Source organism: Azotobacter chroococcum (assembly GCF_004339665.1).
Taxonomy (GTDB): domain Bacteria; phylum Pseudomonadota; class Gammaproteobacteria; order Pseudomonadales; family Pseudomonadaceae; genus Azotobacter; species Azotobacter chroococcum.
Genome location: NZ_SMMU01000047.1, coordinates 1 through 22669, shown reverse-complemented (window position 1 = coordinate 22669; position 22669 = coordinate 1). Strand labels below are relative to the sequence as shown.

The window sequence follows — 22669 nt, the reverse complement described above, 5'->3', positions numbered from 1 at the left end:
CCCGTTGCCGGACTTCAGGGGAATACTTCGTTGCTGACTTCATGGCTCCATCCTCTCAAAGGTTGGAGCCTCCGGGAAACCCGGGGCGGTTCAGGCTCTATCTACCTTGGATATCGGATTTACAAATGGCTGGTAAATACGACAAAGTTACCATTCTAAAAAACCAATTAAGAAAGAAGAAGGGGGCTTAACGCCCCCTCCTCTCTAATCCTTACTTTCTATTTCCTCCTGCCTGTCCTGTTTGTTTTGAGCCGCATACCGTGCTCGGTATTCCCGGTCCATTTCTTTCAATCTCTCAACTGACTCAATGCCAGTATCAAATGCTTTTTCTAGCCCTACACTCACACCACTGACAACTTGTTTGGCCCCCACAATAAGTGTGTTGTTTGTACTGATTTCCAGAAGATTTTGGGCCGTATCCTCCATTGGCGTCGTAGATTTGACCTTGATATCTGGCCCGGTAAGCCCCTGATCGGGAGCAGCCTTCACCAGGCCTGAATGGGTCTGCGCCGAGTCCTAAACGACCGCCGTGCTGTCGGTGTAGCTGTCCTCGGCAATCGAGCGACCGCTCTCTTTGGTACTCCGATAGCCCGAACTGGCCATGTCCTTCTCGGAAGCGTAGGCGCCGCGGGCAGCCCCGCGCAGGCTGTCGAAGCGCTGCTGCAGCCCGTCCGCACCGGCGATCGGCTTGTCGAGGCCGGCATGCTCCTTGGCATCCCCCGTATCCACATTGAAGTTGAACGGCGAGTAGTTCGAGCTGACCAGCTCGCCCATCCGCCCCGTCTGGATCATGTGCAGGGTTGCCGCGGCGATCTGCCGTTCGTGCAGGTCGGAAGACACCCCCTGGACCGTGGCCGTCCCCATCAGCGACCGGATGCTGTCCCGGTCGTCCAGGCTGCGCCCCGCCATGTCGAGCATGCCCCGCGCCGCATCCTCCCGGGATTGACCGCTGTTCTGGATGGTGAGCGCCGCGGCGGTGCCCAGGTTGAGGTTCTGCCCGGCGCCATAGCTTTCGCGCCACGCCTGCGCTTCCCGGTAGGCGTTCTGAGCCGACCTGGCCGAGGACAGCGACTTGGAGACGGTCTCGCCACTCGAACTCTGCGACATCGCCTGGCTGCTCCGGGTGAAGGCATCGGCGGCGTTGAACACCGTGCTTTCGTTCGTGCTGGCCTGCACCGCCTGCTGAAGCTGGCTCATGGCCTCACGGGCCTCCTGCTGCTGTGTCGAGGACATATTTCGGAACTGCTCGCTATCCTCCAACCGGACCCCGGCCACTCCATAGGGGACGGAGGCGCCCACCGACATGCCGTAGGCTCCTTGAGCGACCATATCCTGGCTGATGCCCAGGGAATTCAGCTTGCGAGCCGCTTGCTGATAGACCGCATTCGTGGACAGGCCCAGGCTGGACTGCATCTGCTCGCCCAGGCTCGCCAGGGTCTGACGCCCCTCCGCGGTGGACGACATCTGCGTGAAGCCCGCCTGCAGGTTCTGCTGCAACTGGGCCGTTTGCGTCTCCGCCGCCACCCGGCTGCTCTCCACGACCGCGTCTGCCCCCTGCTGCTCGGAAATCTGCGGCCCGGTTTCGCGCACCCCGGTCCGCGCCACGCCCTGCGTCACATGATCGCCGGTATACATCGGCGAGGTGTTCAGGACGGGAGCCGGCTGGCTCGCGCGCGGCAGCACATCCTCCGAGCGGAATTTCTCGGCCGAGGTCGCCTGCCCCATCACGGAGTTGAGAACCATGCTCGAGCCGGACACGAGGAACAGCGCCAGCGGCGGTACCGATGCGGCGAGCAGCCCCCCGACGCCCAGCGCCTTGGTGATCGCCTGGTCCATGTCGAGCACCTGCAGCATGGCGAAGCCCTCGCCGGTGGCGTCGTAGCCCATCAGGATGGACTCCATCTGCGCGCCGGCGTACCAGATGGTGAAGGCGTTGACGATGGTCAGCAGCGGCATCCACAGTCCCACCGCCAGCGGCAGGATCAGGTATTTGCCCAGCACCGACAGGCCGGGCCGCCCCAGCATGAGGGCGAACGCCATGAAGGGCGTCATGGCGTACAGCAGCCCTTCGAAGAAGGAAATCATCGGCCGCATGTAGTTCTTGAAGGAGTCGCCCTTGCCGGCCCACTGGATCTCCTGCTGGTTCAGGGACTTGCGCAGTGCCATGGCGGCGCGCTTTTCATGCCAGTGCTCGAGGGCTTTCACCCGCGAGTCGTTGAAGATCGGCATCACCAGGGCGGTCATCACATACTGCTGGGCCGACTTGCCGCTCATGGAAAAGCTCTGCAGGGCTTGCTCGGCCGACCCATCCACATCGCCGCCGTCGAGCATGCGCCCGGCGGCCCGGTCTTCGGCGAACCCCTTGTTGAGGATGTCCCCCAGCACAGCCTCGTAGGCGTCCGGCAAGGCAGTGTCGAGGTAGCTCTTGGCCTCCGCGCAGCTCTTCAGGGGCTGGGCCCCCGATCCGTCATAAACGTAGACGTACTGGGAGGTGGAGACGTTGGACATCAGTTGCGCCAGGCTGCCGGCCCGGTAGAGCTGGTCGATGCCCTGCTCGTTGCGCAGGGAGACCGGGTTGAGGGTGCAGAAGGTCAGGTATTCGTCGAGGGTCTTCGGCAGGCTGTGCCCCTCGCTGGCCTTGTAGGTCTGGAACTGCTGCAGCGCCAGCGGTTGCGCAGGGCATCGCGGACACGGGTCAGCGTGTTCAGGCTGGAGAACAGCCCGTACTGGGTCATGCCGGGCGTGGAAAAGGCCTGCTCGGACACCTGGCTGATGTCGTAGGAAATCGTCGACAGCACCGAGCCCACGAAGGCCGGCCCCAGGGATACGTTGTCGACGACCCGTACCTGCCCGCTCACCGTGTCCTCGATGGTCACGGTCGTCGTCGGCCCATAGAACACCATGTAGAGCACCAGCATGACCCCGACCCGCTGGAAGGCGATCGGCTGGTTGTTCAGCACGGCCTGGAAGGCGATCAGCACCAGTCCCAGGATGGCGCCGATCTTCGCCAGGTCTTCGGCATGACCGCTGCCGGTGATCATCGCCGAGGCGTTGAGCATCATCTCCAGAAACTCGGCACTGCCCGCGGTGTAAATGGGTAAATCCATGATGCGCTCCTCCGATCAGCCGGCGTGTGAAGAGGTGGTGCCTTGCGGCAGCTTGCTCGGGTCCGAGTTCGGCGCCGTTTCGAGCAGATCCAGCGCCTGCCGGTCGGCGTCCTTGTAGCCCCCATAGCTCAGGAGCAGGTCCCGGTACTCGGCCATCACTCGGTTATGGGAGTCCCGCAAATTCTCGAGGACCTTTACCGAGTCGGCCATGGTCATGCTGGACAGGCCCTTTTCAGTGACATCGAGCATTTCGAGGATGAAGGACGCGGTCGCGTCCGCCGCCAGCAGCTTGGAGTAGTTGCCCAGGTAGTCGTAGCCGGCCTGCGCGCCGTTCTTCTGGATGATTGCCATCAGATGCACGCCGATGCGGCTGCGGGCCAGCCACTGCAGACGCGCGCCGTCCGCCGGCGAGGCATTACCTTTAGCGAACCGTTCGAATACCTGGTTCTGCTGCAGGTCGTCGACGATCCTGGCGGCCAGCCCCTTGAAGGTGCCCAGGAGGCGCGTGTTGGGTTCCAGGCACTGGTCGAGGTCGTCGGAGGCGCAGTCGTAGACCCGGGTGGCGGTGTCGTCGCTGCCCTCGACGAAGATGCGCAGGGCGTCCTTGTTGATCAGCCGCGGGATCGGCTGAGGCATGAAGGTCTCGCCCCCCTTGTCGTCCTCGGTCAGCACCACGTTCAGGCTGCCGACCATGGACAGGACGAATTCGGAGTTATCTTCACTGCCATACAGGGCCTGGTTGTCCAGGTCTATCACCCGCATGGCGCACCAGAGGATGTTGCCGGTATCCGCGCAAGCCTTTGCTTTTCCGGCGGCAGCCAGGCGCTTGGCAGATGATTCCTCCTTAGGAGACTTGGAGGCGAAAAAGTCGGGTGCCACGTTTTCCGCCATCACGCGAAGAGCAGATTTCAAGTCGCGCTTTTCAGAGAAAGCTTCCTGAGTACCGTTCACAACGCCCTGCGCCAGCTGGCAGCTGTTCGAGAACATCTGGTTGAGCGACTGAATCCTGTTCGTCAGGTCGCGCAGCACGCCGTTGGTGGCCGAATCCATCGCCTCCATGGCCAGTTGGAACGCGAATCCCGACACCACGCCCACGGCGTTCGAGGCGACGTTGCGCATCAGCGCCACGAACTCCTCGCCATTGATGAAGGAGAACGAGCCGGTATAGAGGTTGATGCCCCCGCAGCCGCCCTTGGCCGAGGGTGGAGTGATCGAGACGAGGTTGGCGGTCGAGATCCGGTTGCGCAGGGTGACGGCTCCCCCGGTGACCACACCGCGGGTGGCGGTCTGGTACGCGCCGGGTGCCGTGGTATTGATCAGGCCGTCGTACATGGCGTGGATCTGCTGCTGGATGTTGGCGATCGCCCCTATCGGGGCAAGCACGGCGACAACCAGGACCAGGGGTTTGGGGTTGAGTTTGAGCTTCACTGCCCACCTCCGTTTTTTTCGTTGAGATATGCGCGGCGTGCCGCCTCGCGCATGCGCTTGACGAAGGCCTTGCGGTCTTCGGTGATATCGGGCGGAGCGGTTTCCATCGCCTGGCTGTCGATCAGGCCGATGGCGGCCAGGCGCGAGGTGGCGTTGTATTCCTCGGCACTGATGAGGCCGGTCTGGCGGGCCACGTTGAGGATTCGGCTGGTGGCCGTCTCCATGGAAACGGTGCTGTAGCTGATGATCTGGGAGCCGTGCGGCGGGACCGCCAGCGCCATGGCCGGGGCGGTGACGACCCCGAGCCGGTCGGCCAGCCCGGTGTCGGTCTGGTAGGTGGGATAGGCCCCGCTGGGCAGGGGCTTCCCATCCAGGGAAACCGGGATGACGGTGAAGCCGTAGCGGTGTTCGAGGGCGGCGAGCGCGGTGACGGCCTGCTCGCACAGCGGGCACTGCTCGCCCTTGAAGAAGAAAACGATCCCTGCGTTTCCGGCGATCATCTTCAGCAGCGTTTCCTTCTGCCGGCCGGCGGCGCTGGCCAGGGCATCGGAGGCGGCGTTGGAGGCCGGATAGCGCAGGTCCTCGTCGAGGAACGGGTCGTTGCGGATCACTTCCATCGATCGCCGGGAGAAGCGCTCGGATTTGTCCATCATCAGGCGCTGGGCGTAGTAGTACGCCTGGATGTTCTCGTCGCTGGGCTCGTCGATGGCGGCCTCGCGCAGCTTGGGCAGCACCTCGCGAATCCAGGCCACCGAGCCCGGTGCCGGCCCGGCCGGTGGCGCCGGCGCGGCCTCGGGGGGCGGCGGCTCGGGTTTCTCCGGCATGGGGGTGGGAGTGGCAACAGGATCCGGCAGGGGCTCGGGCGGCTCCTCGTACCAGAACCAGCCGCGCTCCTTGTCCTGGTAGAAGGACTCGCCGGCGAGCGCGGGCGAGTGGCCGGGTTTGGCCGCATTTGCAGAGGGCGGTGCGGAGTCTTCGGCCAGGGCTTGGCCCGTCATCGCCATGGCCAGGGCGATGGGGCAGAGGTGTCTGAGGTGGGGCATGCAATCAACCAGCAGTCGGTGAGAGGAGCCCCGATTGTGTTGACTGGCTGGGGGGGTTGTGTGGGCTTTTCCGGCGATTTTATGGCTTGAATTCATCGAAAAAAAAGGAGGCGCAAGGCCTACCGCAAGGTGCGGTAAGCCTCGGCCTGTTTCGAGAAGCCGAACGGACCGCGTTCCAGAAGAACGTCGTTCCAGTCGACTCCCTTGGCGCCGTCCGGGATCGGCAGCCAGGGCAGCAGGATCTGCGCCTTGATGCCCATCTCCCAGAGGCGTTTTTTCAGTGCAAGCGCTGCCTTCTGGCCACCCTCCCTGCGGTCCTTGTCCGCCCAGATACGGACGGCAGTGACCGCCGACGGCGGCATGAAGTGCTCGAGCAGATAGGCGTTCACCAGGGGCCAAACCGGCAGGCCCGTGGCGGTTTCCACTGCAAGAGCGGTTTCCAGCCCTTCGCACACGTCCACGATCTCTCCCGGCTGGGAAGTCCAAATGCCGCCCCCTGGCAGGGAGCGATCGCTCGGGATCGGGAACATCTTCTTGGGGTGCTCCAGAGGAGCTTTCTCGCCTTTGGCCGTCAGGTAGATCCGCTGGATCGTGACTGCCCTGCCCTCGACATCCGAGACCAGGGCCACGATCGCCGGGTGCCGCGTGCGTTCCCGGTCCTTCCCGCGATGGGTCAGACTTGGATGAAAGCGCACGCTGCGCGCCAGGCCCGGACGATCCCAGGCCAGGATTCCCCTCGACCGCAGGTACAGCCGTGCGGGTTCTGCCGCCGGGTGCGTGAGCGGTACGGATTCGCTCCACACCTTGCGCAGGGCCTCGCGCAGCCAGCTGTCGCTGGGCGTCGACGCGAGCACCGGCTGGCGCGGAACGACCTCCTTCGGCGGCTGCGCGTTGCCGTAGCGACCGTGAGGATCCTTGACCCCCAGCAGCGAGCCGACCTCCTGCAGCACCTCATGGAAGCCCCAATCCCGCACCCACATCAGCAGGGCCAGACCGTCCGGCTTGATGCCGCAGGTCTGGCATACCCCACCACCGGACGTGCCGGCGGTTTTCCTGAACACCCGGAAGCCGTCCTTGCCACCGTGAACGGGACAGTGACGGGCAACGCCGGGTTGCGTTTGAGCGTCGACCAGTTCAGGGGCCAACAGTTGGTAGATGTGTAGCCAGCGACCTTCGGCGGCAGCGAGCACATCTTTTTTCTCTGGCGCGTAAACGCCTGTCGAGCAAGACATCGTGACCTCCTGTGGATGAAAGAGCGCCCGGAGGGGCGCTCATGGCTGGCTACTGCACGGCTTCGATCGACCAGGCGTTGCGCAGGGCGTCTGCCCAGTCCTGTTCAACCACGCCGTTCACTCGCTTCGGCCTGAGCACTTTCACCGGGGTTTTCCCGTGGAAGGTCAGGGTGATTTCCTGGCCCTGCTGAACACCGCTCTGCCGCAGCGCGGCGTGCAGCTCGATGCCCCAGACCAGGTGTTTGCCGATCCGCAGGAAAAACGACTTGGGGTTTTTCTTGTGGAAGCGGTAAGGCGCGAAACCCGAACCGCAATAGATGCCGGTGACGGATTCCTGTGGCGCGTCAAAGACCTTCTCCAGCGCCTTCTCCCGCGTCTCGACAGCCTCCGTGGCGCAGGCTGCCGGCTGCTCGAAGGATTCGTCCCGGGCAATGAACTCGCCCAGAACCACCCCTTGATCAGCCTGTTGCTGAACGTCCTGCGCAGCCGTCTCCTCCTTGCGCTGGCGCAGGAAGGTCGGAGCGAGGTAGCGCTCGTAGTCGATGTCCGAAGAACACCAGACGGCTTGGAGGCAGCCGCTTTGCGGCGCCCTGGTCGCTTGGAGGCGAGCCAGACGGCGGCGGGCCTTCATGCCCAGCAGAACGACCCTCAGGTACTGCGGTGCGTAGAGCGCCAGCACGGAGGCCAGCACGCACAGAACAAACAGAAAGAGGGGCCTTTGATCGTCGGAAAGCGTGATCCCGACAACTACCGAGAGCATCAGTCCCAGCGTGAACAGGACTTTTGCCTTCAGGATTTTTTGAGTGGTCAATTCGAGTTCTCCATTCATGAGGACGGAGAACTCCCCTGATGGGGATATTCCCCGTCAGGGTTTTGATAAAGAAAAAGAAGGCCAAGGCCTCCTTCTTTTCACGCGCTGGGTCGCACTCTACAACCGGGGCGACACCTTATTCGCACTGCAGATTGTGCAGTGCCTGTTCCAGCCTCAGGACAAAGAGCCTGATTTCCTTCGGCATCTGTTTGATATCGTCATCGCCAGACTTCATCAGCCCGATCAGACAATGAGCAAAAAATGCCCGACACCTTTCCTTGACATCGAGCGTATCGAATACGCTGATGCCATTCTCCAACTCCTCTTCGAACAGGAACGACAGCTTGTCGAGCCAGAGCCCGATCTTGCCGTATTCCTGAATGGCAGAAAGAAGCCCCTCCCTGCCTTGCTCTTCCTTTATGAGAGCGAACAGCTCGGGCAATAACTCCACGAACTTATATTTTCTGAACAGCCTCTCGCCGATGAGGCGATCAAGCTCTTCCCACCTCGACCGTTCGGCAACATCCAGGCGAACCTGGAAATCGAAAAGGCTGTCCTGCAGGACCGTTTCGCCACGAACGGCAATGTCGAAGATTTCAATCATTCAAGTTCTCCATTCATCAGGACGGAGAACGTCCCTGACAGGGATATTCCCCGTCAGGGTTTTGATAAACAAAAAGGAGGCTCAAAAGCCTCCTTCTTTTTCAAGACATGAGCAGCCGACGGCTACTCACGTTTTAGGTCGATATGCTCAACCGGGCATTCACCAAGCACAGAGCACTTGGCAACTAGCACCTTGCACACGCAAGGGACTGAGTTTTCTTCGGCCCCCTCTCGGGGCTGGATCGACAGCATGCCGATGTTTGCGGCCATTCTCTCGGCCCGTTTTCCCAGCGTCAATTCAATTTCGGCCCTAATTTCCGGCGATTTTATGGCCTGAATTGGCCGCACAGGACGGATTCAACCTGATGCAATAGGGGGCACCATCCACCTATGGAGTTTCCAACATGGCTGACCCGAAAACCTCTCCCAGGAAGTACGCCTATTCGACCCCTTCCTTTCCCGGCCTGCTGCTCCTGAACTCCGAGCAGGCCAAGCGCTTTGGCGGCACCGAGTTCGATAACGTAACCTCGGCCCTGTTCGTGATCGACGTGATGGCGCGCAAGCTGGCGCGGCGCCGAAAGAACTTCAACCACCAGGTCGTGGCCGATGCCGTATCCAAGACCATCGAAAAAATGCAGACGGAGGTCAACAACGAGATCCAACGCATGGAGACCTTCCTCAAGAAGGAAGGCATCAGCCAGCGTCCGAACTACAGCAACCCGCTCGAGCGCAAATTCAACATCTCCAGCCCCGAGGTGATGCGCCTCACCCATCTGCTCCAGGCGTTCGACACGCTGATCTCGCTCATCGATACCGCCTGGCTGGCGCAGAAGCTCGACAGCGACGAGGCCTCGGATTTCCGCGAGCGCAAGACCAACGACATGAGCAAGATGGTCAAGGCGCTCATCAAGCATGGGGCAGCGGCACGCGCCATGGCCTATGCCAACAACGAGGTGGAGGTGCAGAAGGACATCGAAAAGGTGGAAGCCCAGGTGGCTGCCGACAAGCAGGAGCGCGAAGCCGCCGGTTTCGTGGAGCCGGCCGCGGTGGGCGAGGACGTGGCCGAGGTAGTGGAGGCAGCCGAATCGGCAGCGTGAGACATGGCCCCGCCATAGAAAACGCCCCTGCTGAGGGGCGTTTTCGGAAGCAAGACATAAACTATTTAATTATTACTGACTGATTATAAATAACTTAATATAATATGTTGCAGCTTGATTTTTTCGCCATCAAGGACTATCTCTTATATCCAGATAGATAGCTTTCTAAGCACGTAATAAACAGCAAAAGCGCCATTATTTTAGTCAGTATTATATGGCCAAACTGGAAATGCTTGTAACTGGACTTTTACGACAATAAAAGCCTTGCCCCAATAATTCTTATTCTTCAGAAAATACTTTTTCTGAGAGTAGTTTTTCACGCAAAGCGCACGCTTAAATGGCGCTCCAATCAGAATCACAAATAAACACAACAAGAATCAGTCACCCTGTTCCTTGGGTGCTTCTGTTTTACTGCCTTAAAACCTGTGAAAGCTTATCAAGCCATAAAGGTGGCTTTGTGTTTATTTTTCGTGTTGATTGGAGGATCACATGAACTTATCCATCATGAAATCTGCAAAAACGCTTTTTGCCGCGGCCCTATTTTCACAAGCGCCGCTGTCTATAGCTGAAAGCACTACCACCATAGATTCGGCAATACTAGAAGAGTCTGTTATTTACATGGAGGACATGCCACCCATAGAGGTCGAAGAGTACAATTATGGGATGGAGCTAGACATTGCCGATGTGATTAATGTCGAATATTTTCGACCTGAGCCATACTTTTGTGGAGCTATCCCCGCACAAATGGTTTATGAAGACTCTGAAGGTGAAATCAATGCTATCCGTTATCTTTATCCAGATTCCAGTGGATGTTCTAATTAAATTTAGGCTCTGTACGGAGAAGCGATACTTATAATGTTTTTCCTTGAAAATATCCGTTTCACTGCATGATCTCTACGGAAATCGTAGTGCGCCACCTGGCTGTTTGAACCAGGTGGCGCTATATTTTTGCTGTAACCTTCTCCTCAGCTAATTCAGCTGGATCTCGATGATGCTTATTAGGCTCCGTACGAAAATCCAAAGTCAGATTTGAGGAGCCTCAGATTAGGTCAGAAATGTCCAATTTTGAGGATTTGGTACCTTTTCAGGATAGCTTTCGGCTACTCAGCGCTCAGCAATTTTTCATACAAAGCCTAACTGACTCTATCTTTCTTTCGCTCGCATTTCATGGCTCATGGCTCATGGCGCTGGCCCGCTCACGATGCTTGCGCGCCGCCCAATACCCCTCCCTGATCCGCCCCCGTTCCAGGGCACGGCAGATCGACGCCACCTGGCTCCCCGTCAAGATGGGCGTCTTCTTGCTCTGGATCTTGCGCAGCAAGGCCCAGGGGCTGAACACCCGCGGGGGCCACCCATCCGGAAAGCTCGCCGAACCGCTCATCACCGCGTAGTTGGAGATCTTCGAGGCATGCCCCCCGATCGCCTGCCGCACGGCCTTGATCGCGGCGTAGTTCTGCACCAGCGGGTTCCGCACCCGGTTCTTTCGCCGACCGATGGTCTGCAGCCAGGTATTCGGCTCGGTGGGGTCGACAACGATCGAGCCTTTCAGGCAGCGGTTCTCGATCACGAAGAGGCCATAGCGCGACACCACGACATGATCGACCTGCGTCGGTTTGACCTCGTCCTTTCCCGGATACAGGGCGTGGGTGAACACCCGGTATTCCGCACTCAGGCAGAGCCTGAGCAGCAAGTTCACCTGGTACTCGCCCCACCAGCCGCGATAAGCCGGCCTTTCCAGCAGGCGAGCATGAGCGATCGCCCCCAACCCCAGGAAGAACACCACCAGCGGCAAATAAATCGCCAGGAAATCAGACATAGAACATTTCTCCTTCAAATCTTCGAGCAGCAGTCGGTCCACCGCCAGATCAGGTACATCGCGTCGTTGCCCGTGCCGGGAACGTGCCGGCCGGGGCCGCCCTCCCAGGTCTGCGGGGGCTCTCCCAGCCACAAGGAGCGCTGGGTCTGCGACTTGGGCCAGAACTGCGTGAGCTTGTACTGGCTCTTGGGAATGGTCGGGTAGATCGAGGCCCGGCACAGGTTCTCGTCGCCCATGGTGCGCCGGGCCAGCCCCCGCCGGTGCTGCTGCGCCAGCAACCTCGCGCTGAGCAGGGCCGTCGTGCGGTTCTGGTCCTGGCTGAAGACGCTGCCGGCCAGCGGATAAATGCTCCCCCAGGTGCCGGTGCACCACCACAGCGACTCCAGCGGCTCCTGCCGGGCGGTCACCAGGGCCGACTCGGCGGCGCAGGCCGCCTGAGCCAGCGGGTTGGCCACCGCGGCGGATTCCGGGTGCTGGAAAAAGGCCAGCGTGGCGTTGTTCCAGGTCGGGTCGATCTCGGTGAAACTGATGATGTCCAGGTCCATGTAGCCGTCCGCACTGCACTTGGTCGGGGTGTAGAGATCCAGGATCTGCAGCAGCGGGAAGGCGTAGTAGTGGGTGTGGTAGAACGACCCGTCGTGCTGGCCGGTCATCGAGTGGTTGTCGGAGTTCAGCCGGCCATAGCTGCGCTTGTTGCCCAGCGGCAGCGTGGCGCCGCCCAGGGTGGGCGAGCAGCCCGGCGTCTTGACGGTCTCGACGATCCGCGCCGGCTCCCACATCGAGGTGGTGATGCCCGGCTTGTAGATGCCGGAGCTGCCCTCCTCGCACAGGCAAAACACCTTGTCGGTCGCCTTGTCGGGTGCCGCGCCGGGCGTGAACTGCACGCCGGCCACCCGGATGGGAAAGAGGCAGGCCCAGCAGATGTCGGTGAACAGCTTCGGCCCCAGCAGGGAGGAGTCCTCGCACAGGGGATCGGCCGCCTTCCCCGGCAGGGAAACGGTGCCGGCCAGGGCCGCCAGCAGCGCGGCACCGAGCCACTTCTTCTTATGGATGGGCATTGCCTTCCTCCTCGGCGCGGGCAAACTCGCGCACCACGAAGACCTCCCCCTCGGCCGTGACGACCGAAGGTGTTTTCTGGATCTGGAAGCGACGGGCCAGGTCGCCCGGCAGCAGGTACAGCGGGGCGTCGATGGCCTGCTGGGTGCGCTCGAACAGCGGCCAGCCGGCCTCGGGCGGGATCTGCGTGGCCATGACGGTGACGGTCAGGCCGCGGCCATGCTCGGCCTGCTCGCGCTGGGCCAGAGCCACCTGCCAGGGCTGGGTCGGGTCGATCACCACCAGCTTCTGATCGAAGGGCCGCACATGCAGGGGATTTATTCTCCCGGCCTGGGCCACGACCTTGCCCTCGGCGTCGAGAATGTCCTGCGGTATCACCACCGAGGGATCGACCTGGCGGGTGGCGTTCTCGGTGGCGGTCGGCAGGGCATGGCCGGTGTGGACGTGCCAGAAGCGGTCGAGGGCGCGCTGCTTCATGACCGCGAAGTCCAGCCCTTCGATGCGCGCCTTGGCGACTTCCATCAGATCGGGCTCGAGGATGTCGCTGGGGCTTCCCAGCGTGCCCAGGTCGCCGGCGCGTCCCTGCTGCAGGGCCTCCTCGACATAGGTCACCGCGTCGATGCCCACGACCTTCGCCACCGCCGACTCGTCGGGACGCTCGATCACCACGGCGGGCACCAGCTGGATACCGTGGCGCCGGAACGCCAGCGGATCGAGCAGCACCGGCACCTGGCTCTCGGTCGCCTGCGTGAGCCGGTGCATCCGGGTCATGGCATCCACCATGCGCACGCCGTCGGGGATGCCGCGAAACACCACCCCGACCCCGGGCTGGCCGTCGTAGCGGCGCAGGATATCCTCGAGCGCCGCCTCGCCCAGCGACCTCGAGACGAAGATCAGCGTCCGGAACCCCTCGCCCAGCGGATGCGGCCGCTCGGCGGGGGCCGTATCGCGCGCGGGCAGATCCAGCGCCTCCCGCTGGGCCTGCGCCGCCTGTACCACCGTGTTGCGCGACAAGCCCTGCACCCACTCCAGCTCGCCCCGGTCGGTCAGGGCCTGGGCGCCCGCCCGTCCCTGCCGGGAGAGGTCGCTGGCCTGCTCCAGCAACGTGGCGGGAAGATCGCTCGGCTTGTAGACATTGGCGCCCAGCGGATTGGCTCCGAGCGCATTGGCTCCTTGAGAATTTTCCGAGGCGGGATTATCCGAGGCGAAAACAACGCCGCCCAGAGACAGACCCGCCAGCGCCGCCGCCAGGGCGCTCACCCTCAGTGTTTTCACCATAGCGGGTAGGCCCTGCCGATGATCTGATGGGAGGCGACCGATCCCCAGTAGCGGGAGTCGAACGAATCCGCCGTGCGGCCGAAGAACCAGTAGCGGTCAGCCTCGATCACCCCCTGGCGCACGTAGCGCTGCGGATCGAAGCCGTACTGGCGCGCGACCTGCAGGCCGGTGGCGATCACCTGGCCATTGACGCGGGTGCTTTCCTCCGTGACCGCCACCTGGTCGCCCGGCAGGCCGTCCAGCACCTTGACGAGGGTGGTGCCGTCCTCGAACAGCGGGTCGAGCCCCTGGGATTTGAAGGCGAAAATAGCGCCTCGGGCCGGTTCGGTTGCGTACTTGTCGATGATCCAGACGCGGTACGGCGGCAGGCACAGGTTCTCCTGCACGGCGATGGCCACCGAGTAGCGGCTGGCCAGGGCGACCACGCCGGCGGCGACCAGCGCCGAGAACAGGGCGCCCTTGGCGAGGAAGCCGGTGCTGACGCCGATCCGACGTGGCTGACGCGCTAGCTCGACCTCGGCCATGGCCCGGTCGATTTTGGCCTGAATGGAGAAGGGGTTGCGCAGCTTCATCAGGCGACCTCCTCGGCGGGCGACAGCGTGATCCCCCGGTCCTCGAGCACCTGCAGGATCGCCTGCCGTTGCGGCATGCCGGCGAGCGTGTAGTTGCGCACCGCCTGCACGTCTTCCGGCGCGGTGGAGTACAAGAGCAGGGAATAGGGGTCCACCGTCAGCCGGGCGATCCCGATGCCCCGCGGCGTGATCATGAAGATCTCGGAGTAGTGCCCCTTGCTCGAGTGCACCGTCTTGAGGATACGGTAGCCCCCTTCCCCCAGCGGCAGCCGCTTGTTCTCCTGAATGACGTTGATCGCCTCGGGCTTCTGGCCCAGCAGCAGGGTGAAGGCCGAGTTTTCGGCAATCGCCTGGCCGACCTTGTTCTGGTAGAGGTCGTTCACCCCCTGGGTGATGACGATGGCCGAGCCGCCGTATTTGCGGAAACGTCGGTAACCGTGTTCGATGAACTCGCCGACGTTGCCCTGCGCCAGCAGGCTCCAGGCCTCGTCGATGATCACGATCTTCGGCCGGTCGCGCTCGCCCAGGTACATGTCCTGCTGGATCTGGTAGATCAGCTGCAGCAGCACCACCTGTTGCAGGTGCTGGCGGCCCTTGAGCTCTTCCAGCTCCAGCACGGTGAAGGGATTCTTGAAGTCGAGGTTGTTCTTGCCGTTGAAATACCGGCCGTATTGGCCCCTGCGGGTGAACGGGTACAGCTGGTGGCCGATGTCCTTGATGCGCTGGTCTTCGTCGTCCGCCAGCAGGGCATTGGCGATGTCGTCCACGGTCAGTTCGTGCCCCTTCTGCTCCCAGCAGGCGGTCAGAATCCGCTTCAGGCCCGAGGTCTGGAAGTCGACCAGCGGGACGGTCGGCGCCGCCATCGCCGTCAGCAGGCCGATCAGCACGTCCTCCTCGTCGCTGAAGTCCTTCACCAGCTCGAAGGGGTTGAGGCAGATCTTGGAGTCGTGGTCGAAGCGGGCGAAATCGCCCTGAAAGGCTTCGGCGAGCTTGAGGTAGGACAGGCCCACGTCGATCACCCACACCTTGGCGCCGATGCTCAGGTAGGAGGTGATCAGGTAGTTGGTCAGGAAGGACTTGCCCGAGCCGGACTGCGCGGCAATCGTGCCGTTGTAGTTGGTGTCGGAGTCGTACAGGTCGAAGGTCACCGGCTGGCCGTTGCGGGAGATGAACGGCGCGACCGGGGTGCCGGTGCCCTTCCAGTCGCCATAGATCGGCAGGATCGGCAGGGCCTGGTTCAGGCTCAGGGTCCGGAAGCGGAACAGATCGCGGATGGCGTCCGCGTCCGCACACAGGGGCAGGGCGTTGATGAACACCGGCAGCAGGCAGAACTTGTCCTCCATGAGGGTGAAGTTCTGCGTGGCGAAGTGGGTCCGGGCATTCGAGGTCGCCTGGACCAGCTCCTCGCGGTTCTTGCCGAACACCACGACCGTCATGTTGGCCTGGACGTTGTGGGCGCCCCGGTCCAGATCCTCGAACAGGACATCGTAGGCCTCCTTGCGCTTGACCAGCATGGGGACGAACTTGACCATCGGGCCGCTGCACTGGTTGATCGCCCACTGCCGGCGCTTGGTGAGCTTGTCCTTGGTCTCCAGCTGCGGCGGAAAGTAGAGGGTCATGGTGATCACGCAGTTGCCGCGCACCCCGCCCCGCTGCGAGAGGAGGTCGGCCAGATACTGGGTGGCATCGCCCTGCCACATGATGTCCGGGTAGCGTTTGACCGACAGGGTCTTGGCGAAGCAGTCGTCGCCGAGCTGGAGGTGGTCCTTGCGCACGTCGAGGCTGCGGTTGTAGTCCAGCAGCTGCTCGTTGATCGGCTTGTCCAGGTCGGCCTTGATGTCGGGGTCCAGGCGCCAGGAGGCGTCGGGGCCCTGGTTGAGCACCGAGGAGAAAATTTCCTTGTAGGCGTGGTTGGTCAAGGAAACCGGCGCCAGGCCGCAGCTCTCCAGCGCGGCCCCCAGTCCATCGGACAGCTCGCGGGCCACGGCGCCTTCGCTGTCGCTGGGCAAGGCCTCCTTGATCGGCAGGGTGATCGCGATGACCAGCTTCTGGTCGCGGATCTTCACCCCGGAGACGCTATCCACCGGACGCAGGGTGCGCTCGGCGAAATACTCGGCGCGGGCCTGGGTCGCCGTGGCCAGCAGCTCCAGGGTGTCATGGTCCACGGCGAAGCGACCGGACTCGCGGGCGACCTGGCGCAGCTTCAGGTAGCCGGTCCTGACCCGGTTGATGTTCTCCGTGCAGATCAGGCTGAACTGGATGGTGGAGCCTTCCGGCCATTCCAGGGCCAGGCCCGCCTTCAGGCGATCGCCCTCGTCACCGTTGCTCCCGGCCAGGGGCGAGCACAGGAAGCCGAAGCCGATCCGCTTGCCTTCGAGCTGGAACAGCGCCTGGTCGGGGTCATAGGCCAGGGCGCCGATCAGCTTGGACAGGCGCGGAATATGGGTCATCAGTTTGGACAGCATGGGGGACTCCTTCAGTTCGACGAACGGGCTTCGATCCAGGCGCGCAGGCCTTCGGCCGGCTTGCCCTCGCGGGTCAGGCCGTCGTCGCGGATCAGATAGGGGACGTTGCGGGCACCGAGAAACTGGGCGGTGAGGCGGCGCTTGCCGATCACCTCCAGATCGCACGCCCCGTCGGGCTTCTGTGCCAGGGGGGTGTCGAGGTCGCCGGCGACCGTTGCCTGCCAGGCCGCCGCCGGATCCTCGGCGCAGTGCAGCTCCTTCGTGCGGCTGGCGCTGCGCGGGGTCAGGATCGGCAGCATCAGCACCTCCAGGCGGTAGCCCTCGGGCAGGCCGGTGCGGGCCTCCTGCATGAGTTCCTTGCAGTAGCTGCAGGCCGGATCGGCGAACAGGGTGACGGCCTTGTCGCCGTGCCCGATGCGCAGCGGCGCCAGATCGCCGAAGCCCAGGTGGGTCTTGTCGAGGGGCACGTACTGAACCGCATGGCGAACGTCCGCCAGGGTCTTCAGCTCCTTCTGGGCCCACACGTCATAGACGGAGCCCTGGATGATGAATCGGCCGGTGTCGGTCATGACGGCGAACTTGCCGTTCTTCTCGATGGCGAAGACGGCCGTGGCGGGCAACAGGACGAGGCTGTCGGAGTCGATCCAGGAGGGCTGGGAAGGCTGGGCGATAGCGGCTCCGGCGAGGGAGCAGAGGGAAAGAAAAGCGGCGGCGTAGAGAGGTTGACGCATGGGGGTTATCTCCTGAGGAAGTACCCTCAGGCTATAAAGTCGGAACAAAAAAAAGCCCCCTTTTCCGGCGATTTTATGGCCTGAAAGGGGGGCGGAAAAAAGCGCTGGCTTACAGGGTGATGGGCAGCGAAAGGAGGGCTTCGGCAGCCTTGACGGAGGTCGGGATGGTGGCGGTCATGATCGACTCGATGATGTCCGGCGCGGCGTACAGACCCACACCGCCGCCTACGCCGACGACGAAGGACATCAGGGATTGACGCAGGACGCCGGCACCGATGCCGGTGAGGATCATCATGCCGACGAGTACGCGGCCGAGGGTGCCTTGCATCCAGTCGGTGATGGTGGTCCAGACGCTGTCGAAGGTGGTCGATCCGGTACCGGCCATGGCGACGCCGGCGCCGACCATCAGGGCAACGAGAGCGAGGGTTTGAACGTGCGATTTGTTGATGGCTTGCATGGTTTTTCACTCCTGGGGTGGGAAGCGCGTGACTGCGCTGGGGAGTGATTTTTCAGATTTCGAGGGGGCTTGTGCGGCGCTATCGAGCCACTTTTTTGCCGGAAATTAGGAAAAACGGGGGTTTTTCCAAACTTTTTTCGGCCCCCTCACTGGCAGCGGCATGAGGCATTTTGCCAGCATCACGCATTATGCCATTTGGCGGTATACTTTTGCCAAATGGCGTAACGTGGAGGCGACACAACGATGGCTACCCCCGAAGCAATCCGGCCCCGCCAGGCCCAGGACCCGACCAGGCCGCTGCAGCTGTTGTTCGGCAGCAAGCCGCCAAAGGCCCGCACGGCATTCGAGCTCCACGAGCTGATCGAGAAGGGTTTTCCCTCGGAGACGGTGATCGCCCTCGTGCAGAGCGTCGGTCTGCTCAAAGACCGGCAGGTCTTTGCCAAGGTGATCGGCATGTCGGAGCGAACTTTCCAGCGGCGCATCAAGCACCCCGAGCCGCTGTCGGCCGAGCAAAGCAGCCGCGCCTGGTGCTTTGCCGAGGTGCTGAGCAAGGCGGAAGAGGTGTTGGGCGATCGCCAGGAGGCCGCGAAGTGGATGGTGACGCCGGCCATGGGCCTCGAGGGACGCGCGCCCATCGACCTGCTTACGACCCAGGTGGGCTTCGAGCTGGTCGAGGACTTTCTGACCCGTCTGCACTACGGGGTCTACTCCTGATGGCGGCAGCCCCTTGGAACGGAGAGGCCTATCTCTGGCGACTGGACAGAAAAGAGCATGCGGATAGCTGGGACAGCGGCATAGGGGCCGAACTGGGCGGCGGCCGCTGGAACTCGAAAGGCGTCAGAGCAGTATATGTATCCGTCGATCCTTCGACGGCGATCCTCGAGGTGGCGGTGCACAAGGGCTTCCGGGCGCTCGACACGGTGCCGCATGTGCTTACGGCCGTGCGCCTACTTGACCCATCCCGCATCTATCGGGTCGCCCCGGAGGATGTGCCCAACCCCAACTGGCTGATCCCCGGCACGCCGAGCCTTGACCAGCAACGGTTCGGCGATGAGTTGCTGGCGCAACATCCCTTTGTCCTGATCCCCTCGACCGTATCCCGCTACAGCTGGAACATCGTCATGAATCCCGCGCTGGCGGAGGGGCTGTACGAGCAGGTCCTGCAGGAGCGTTTTGCCCTCGATACCCGTCTCAATCCTCCCGCCCGCTGAGCCGAAATTGAAAATCGCCGTATTCTCGGCCATGCAAAGAGATTGCAGCCTGCTGGGCCAAAATCCACGGCCATGTGTGGCCGGCGAGTTTCTACCCAAGTGGACGTTTCGACCGCAGTACGATCAACGCCAAGGCGACTGATGTATGGATGAAAATAAAGTCTCATCCTATATCCGCCCTTGATATTCATTCCGTCGAAGCCAAGGCCATCCGCATCTCTGCAAGCGTCTCGTTGTGTGTCCGCTCGAACCGCAACGGGGTGACGGCGATGCGGCCCGCTGCGACCGCAGCTGTCTCGGTTCCCTCGACATCCCGTCGGGGAGACCGAGACAGCTGCAGCCAGTGATAGTCGACGGCTCTTGGATCTGAGCGCGACACGACGTCGACCCCGTCCAGCAGGCCGACACCCTGACAGGTCAGGGTCAGCGGGCCGGCGCGATCTGCAGGGCAATCAGGGAAATTGACGTTGAGGCAAGTATTTCGGCTCCAATTCATCGCCGCAAGGGCTCGAATGACCTCGGGCGCCAAGGTCTGTGCTGTTTCCCAAGGAACCGCGTTCCGATCACTGAAAGCCTGGCTCAATGCGATGGAGGGAATGCCAAGAAGCATGCCCGTCATGGCGGCACCGACAGTACCGGAAAATACCGTCTCCACACCAAGATTTGCGCCACGATTGACACCGGAAAGAATCATCTCCGGTAGCTCGCCAGACATCAGGTGACGTACACCCATCACAACGCAGTCTCCGGGTGTCCCCAGGACGGCGAAGCGCCTTTCACCTTTCCGGCTGACACGCAGCGGATCATGAAGGCTAAGTGAGTGCGATGTGCCACTTTGGTCGTGTTCCGGCGCAACCACCCAGACTTCCCGCGCCAAGGTGGCGGCGACCTGCTCCAGAACGTGCAATCCCGGCGCGTCGAATCCATCATCGTTGGTCAGCAAAACACGCTCGAAAATCTGACCGGCCTTCGGCATGAGCCTTTCTCCTAGTATCGGTTGAGAAGTACGTAACTTGACTGGCAGCAACCCTACCCACGTGGATCACCATGATGGGCAACGGTTGACAAATTGCTACCATCTCATAGCTATGTAATCATAGAGAAATGAATTTAGAAAAATCTCTCAATGTCGCTCGATTTCGGCGTCAGCTAACCCGCTTGACGCGACGCTTGCGTCGAGAGGCTCAGAACGATCCTGAGTCGTGGACTCGCATGCTGGTGATCAGTGCCATTGATCGGCTTGGTGATGGCGTAACCCCATCGATGCTGGCGGCGTCGGAGAATATGCGCTCCTCCAATCTCGCGGCCGTATTGCGTGAGCTTGAGGCGTCCGGCCTGATTATCCGTACACAGGATGCCCTGGATCGTCGCAAGGTACGTGTTCAACTAACAGACGCCGGACGGCATGTTCTGCAGTTCAGCCGTCAACGCCGCGACGACTGGTTGATGGCAGCAATGATGGCATGCCTTACTGGCGAGGAACGCGAGCAGCTCATCGACGCCGGAGAGCTTCTTGAACGGCTCGCTGCCTATTCAGACTCTGCCTCTGTCGATAAAGAAAATCAGTTGTAACGACGTAGCTATGTGAGCCACCCACTTTTGTAGCCCACATATTAAATGTCTTCTTTTGGCTGGACTCACCGGCACAGAGCGACCCTGAACTGCCATTCATGCCTTCCGGCGGAAAATGGCCGCTAACGAGGTACTGCTGCCACTCACTCAGCCTAGACGACTGACTCGCCATCGGCCTTGCTGCCGTTCGGCCTTCTACCTTGCCGCGTCCGCTATTGGCCTTACCGGCCAGCGGCAGAACACTCGCGTCGAATGGCTACATTCGGACTTCACGATGGACTGAATTCCGAACCACTTCGGACCTTCGGCGGCTCAGAAGTCAAATGGCGGTTCCCAAAAGTGGAGCCGCTGTTGCAATGAACATCATCATTGCCAGCTCACCAGGCAGGCAAGCAGCAATCTCGACGGCTGCCGCTTGCCCTTCTCGCCAACGAGAAAACCTGCTCGGGACACAAGCCCTCAGGTCACGACCGGGCGCTTTTCCAGCCCGAAGTAGGATTCGGCTGCGATCACGCCGAAGACGGCGTGCAACGTCATGCTGAGCCAGTTACGCGCCTCGGCGAACCACGGGAAAAACACGGTCATCCCGTAGAAATTCACAACATAGACCACGAGCCCGAACACCACCCCGACGATGAAGATCAATCCCCAACTGGAATCGAGGTTGAACAGGGCGATGAGCTTGCCCAGGATCAATCCCAGTACGATGGATAACGCGAAATGCACGAGCATCGCTGCAATCAGGACACCCCCGTCGAAGGTCGCCGGGGGTAGTAGCACATCCTGGCCCATGACGATCGCCGCGATCATCCGCGGCGGTCCCCACGGGCTTCCGCCCATCAACAGCGGCACCAGCAACATTTCGAGCGCCAGGAACACGACGCCGGCGATCACCCCGGCCCAAACGCCTGCACGCACATCGAGCTTGCGGTGAGTCAATCTGTGCGTCTTTAGTATGTCCATCTCAGCCTCCTGAAATGAGTAGGTAAGAGTGACCACCGCCGCGGCCACCTACCAATTTAGTCGGCGGGATCCATGAAACGTTGCACAAATCGGGGCACGGTAAGGCACATTCCCGGCCGCAGTTCGGGTCATCAACGCTCCGGATCGCCATCGCCGTCGCGCTCTTCTTCCTGTCTTGGCCCAGGCGATAGTTTGCATGATCAGCAGCATGAGCAATGAAGCCGAGACGGTCGGTAATGAGTCTTGTAGCGGTCGTTAGCGCAATAGGAAGCCACTGGCGGCTTTGGATCGATGAGCAGGAATTGACGACCGATCCTCGCAGGTCAGCTTTCCGGGTATATAGCCGCCGTTCCCCACGTTGGTTTGGCGACCGGCGAATCACCGGAACTGGCCGGACTGAGCCGGACATCACCGGCACAGAGCGACCCAAAGTTGATATTGTTCTCAGTCAGCTCCAAGTCTTCTCTCGATCCAGTGGGTTATGGGCTATTCAGCGGCGCCACGATCCCTCGGGCAATTCGACCTGCCGGTGGGCCGCAGCCAAGGCAACCTTCAGTCCCTCTTTATCCAGCGGTATGCAGTAGGCGGGTTTAGCCCGTTCGAATCGCCAGCTTTCATCAAGGCTGCCCGCATCTACCGCGTCGAATCCAATTTCGTCCAGCAACTTGATCACCAGCGCTTTCGCCGCCGGATCATCCGCAGCGATCGGCAGTGCGCGTCGGTCGGGCGCCGCTTTCGGGCGCGAGTCCTGCACCAGGTCCTGGGCGAGGATTGCATTGAATACCTTGACCACGCTGGAGTGGGGCAGATGCTCGGCGAGCAGGCGGCTGGTGGTGGTTTCGAATCGGTCGAGAGCGGCAATATGACCGTCGCGTTTCGGGTAGTAATTGTTGGCATCCAGCACGGTTTTGCCCTCTAGCCACTTGGCCGGCACGCTTCGGTAATGCTCAAGAGGAATTGCCACGAGTACAACTTCGCCAAATTGTGCTGCGTCCTCGACAGTGCCGACCTGACTGCCAGGAATGCCACTGAGCACGCTGCTCATGGTCTGTGGTCCACGCGAATTGCTGAGCATCGTCTCGTGTCCCGCCGCGATGAGCAATTGCGCCACTGCACGTCCGATGAAGCCTGCTGAACCGCCCCGGGTTTCTCGGAGGCTCCAACCTTTGAGAGGATGGAGCCATGAAGACAGCAACGAAGTATTCCCCTGAAGTCCGGCAACGGGCG

Annotated in this window: 24 protein-coding genes; 6 read left to right on the top strand and 18 right to left on the bottom strand. The window is 61.7% G+C overall.

The features are described 5' to 3' along the window. On the top strand, positions 1-191 hold a 191-nt coding region (locus EV691_RS23645; RefSeq protein WP_207901112.1), incomplete at its 5' end, for a hypothetical protein. 13 nt (positions 192-204) lie between these two features. On the opposite strand, the gene EV691_RS20950 is transcribed toward EV691_RS23645, so the two are convergent. The 8 genes from EV691_RS20950 to EV691_RS20915 all read right to left on the bottom strand — a co-directional run bounded on the left by EV691_RS20950 (position 205) and on the right by EV691_RS20915 (position 8225). Further along, on the bottom strand, positions 205-489 hold the full coding sequence (locus tag EV691_RS20950) for a hypothetical protein (protein WP_131300547.1): 285 nt from the start codon (positions 487-489) through the stop codon (positions 205-207). A gap of 27 nt (positions 490-516) precedes the next feature. Beyond that, complete coding sequence (locus EV691_RS20945; protein WP_278250245.1) at positions 517-2595, bottom strand: conjugal transfer protein TraG N-terminal domain-containing protein; 2079 nt, start codon at positions 2593-2595, stop codon at positions 517-519. After that, positions 2592-3107, bottom strand: a complete 516-nt coding sequence (locus EV691_RS24170) for a conjugal transfer protein TraG N-terminal domain-containing protein (protein ID WP_131300543.1) — start codon at positions 3105-3107, stop codon at positions 2592-2594. Before EV691_RS24170 ends, EV691_RS20945 begins: the two co-directional genes overlap by 4 nt. Before the next feature lie 15 nt (positions 3108-3122). After that, entirely contained in the window at positions 3123-4535 is a 1413-nt protein-coding gene (locus EV691_RS20935) for a conjugal transfer protein TraH (protein ID WP_207390255.1), read from the bottom strand. Further along, entirely contained in the window at positions 4532-5578 is a 1047-nt protein-coding gene (gene traF, locus EV691_RS20930) for a conjugal transfer protein TraF (RefSeq protein ID WP_207390254.1), read from the bottom strand. The genes EV691_RS20935 and traF overlap by 4 nt, the downstream gene beginning before the upstream one ends. Before the next feature lie 119 nt (positions 5579-5697). Next, positions 5698-6810: a DUF7146 domain-containing protein gene (locus EV691_RS20925; protein WP_131300541.1), complete on the bottom strand. Its 1113-nt coding sequence runs from the start codon at positions 6808-6810 to the stop codon at positions 5698-5700. Between the two features lie 49 nt (positions 6811-6859). After that, on the bottom strand, positions 6860-7639 hold the full coding sequence (locus EV691_RS20920) for a hypothetical protein (RefSeq protein ID WP_131300539.1): 780 nt from the start codon (positions 7637-7639) through the stop codon (positions 6860-6862). 118 nt (positions 7640-7757) lie between these two features. Beyond that, entirely contained in the window at positions 7758-8225 is a 468-nt protein-coding gene (locus EV691_RS20915; protein ID WP_131300537.1) for a hypothetical protein, read from the bottom strand. A gap of 403 nt (positions 8226-8628) precedes the next feature. Here EV691_RS20915 and EV691_RS20910 point away from each other — a divergent pair, with 403 nt between their 5' ends. Then, on the top strand, positions 8629-9321 hold the full coding sequence (locus EV691_RS20910) for a DUF1845 domain-containing protein (RefSeq protein WP_131300535.1): 693 nt from the start codon (positions 8629-8631) through the stop codon (positions 9319-9321). 489 nt (positions 9322-9810) lie between these two features. Beyond that, positions 9811-10143, top strand: a complete 333-nt coding sequence (locus EV691_RS20905) for a DUF2790 domain-containing protein (RefSeq protein WP_242672609.1) — start codon at positions 9811-9813, stop codon at positions 10141-10143. A 343-nt stretch (positions 10144-10486) separates the two neighbouring features. On the opposite strand, the gene EV691_RS20900 is transcribed toward EV691_RS20905, so the two are convergent. From EV691_RS20900 to traA, 7 genes are all read right to left on the bottom strand, one after another. Next, positions 10487-11137, bottom strand: a complete 651-nt coding sequence (locus tag EV691_RS20900; protein ID WP_131300533.1) for a nuclease-related domain-containing protein — start codon at positions 11135-11137, stop codon at positions 10487-10489. A gap of 14 nt (positions 11138-11151) precedes the next feature. Next, on the bottom strand, positions 11152-12195 hold the full coding sequence (locus EV691_RS20895) for a TraU family protein (protein ID WP_131300531.1): 1044 nt from the start codon (positions 12193-12195) through the stop codon (positions 11152-11154). Continuing rightward, a complete protein-coding gene (locus EV691_RS20890) occupies positions 12182-13471 on the bottom strand; it encodes a TrbC family F-type conjugative pilus assembly protein (protein ID WP_131300529.1) in 1290 nt (429 codons plus the stop codon). Before EV691_RS20890 ends, EV691_RS20895 begins: the two co-directional genes overlap by 14 nt. After that, positions 13465-14043, bottom strand: coding sequence for a S26 family signal peptidase (locus tag EV691_RS20885; RefSeq protein ID WP_131300527.1), 579 nt, complete (start codon positions 14041-14043; stop codon positions 13465-13467). The genes EV691_RS20890 and EV691_RS20885 overlap by 7 nt, the downstream gene beginning before the upstream one ends. Continuing rightward, positions 14043-16508: a type IV secretion system protein TraC gene (gene traC / locus EV691_RS20880; protein WP_131300526.1), complete on the bottom strand. Its 2466-nt coding sequence runs from the start codon at positions 16506-16508 to the stop codon at positions 14043-14045. The genes EV691_RS20885 and traC overlap by 1 nt, the downstream gene beginning before the upstream one ends. A gap of 11 nt (positions 16509-16519) precedes the next feature. After that, a complete protein-coding gene (locus EV691_RS20875; RefSeq protein ID WP_131300524.1) occupies positions 16520-17239 on the bottom strand; it encodes a DsbC family protein in 720 nt (239 codons plus the stop codon). A gap of 109 nt (positions 17240-17348) precedes the next feature. Next, entirely contained in the window at positions 17349-17696 is a 348-nt protein-coding gene (gene traA / locus EV691_RS20870; protein ID WP_131300522.1) for a TraA family conjugative transfer protein, read from the bottom strand. A 243-nt stretch (positions 17697-17939) separates the two neighbouring features. Here traA and parS point away from each other — a divergent pair, with 243 nt between their 5' ends. Continuing rightward, positions 17940-18410, top strand: coding sequence for a type II RES/Xre toxin-antitoxin system antitoxin (gene parS, locus EV691_RS20865; protein WP_131300520.1), 471 nt, complete (start codon positions 17940-17942; stop codon positions 18408-18410). After that, positions 18410-18907: an RES family NAD+ phosphorylase gene (locus tag EV691_RS20860; protein WP_131300519.1), complete on the top strand. Its 498-nt coding sequence runs from the start codon at positions 18410-18412 to the stop codon at positions 18905-18907. The genes parS and EV691_RS20860 overlap by 1 nt, the downstream gene beginning before the upstream one ends. A 187-nt stretch (positions 18908-19094) precedes the next feature. Here the strand turns inward: EV691_RS20860 and surE are convergent, their stop codons facing one another. Further along, positions 19095-19883 carry a 5'/3'-nucleotidase SurE gene (gene surE, locus EV691_RS20855; protein WP_131300517.1) on the bottom strand — a complete coding sequence of 263 codons (789 nt, stop codon included), beginning with the start codon at positions 19881-19883 and terminating at the stop codon, positions 19095-19097. A 236-nt stretch (positions 19884-20119) separates the two neighbouring features. Between surE and EV691_RS20850 the strand changes: the two genes are divergently transcribed. After that, positions 20120-20479, top strand: coding sequence for a MarR family winged helix-turn-helix transcriptional regulator (locus EV691_RS20850; protein WP_207390253.1), 360 nt, complete (start codon positions 20120-20122; stop codon positions 20477-20479). Positions 20480-20938: 459 nt separating this feature from the next. On the opposite strand, the gene EV691_RS20845 is transcribed toward EV691_RS20850, so the two are convergent. Together EV691_RS20845 and EV691_RS20840 are read right to left on the bottom strand one after the other, a co-directional pair. After that, positions 20939-21442 (bottom strand): hypothetical protein, encoded by a 504-nt coding sequence (locus EV691_RS20845; protein ID WP_131300513.1) that lies wholly within the window; start codon positions 21440-21442, stop codon positions 20939-20941. A gap of 490 nt (positions 21443-21932) precedes the next feature. Beyond that, the gene (locus EV691_RS20840) at positions 21933-22634 is read right to left on the bottom strand and encodes an NADPH-dependent F420 reductase (RefSeq protein WP_131300549.1); all 702 of its coding nucleotides are present in this window, start codon (positions 22632-22634) and stop codon (positions 21933-21935) included. Between the last annotated feature and the right edge of the window lie 35 nt (positions 22635-22669).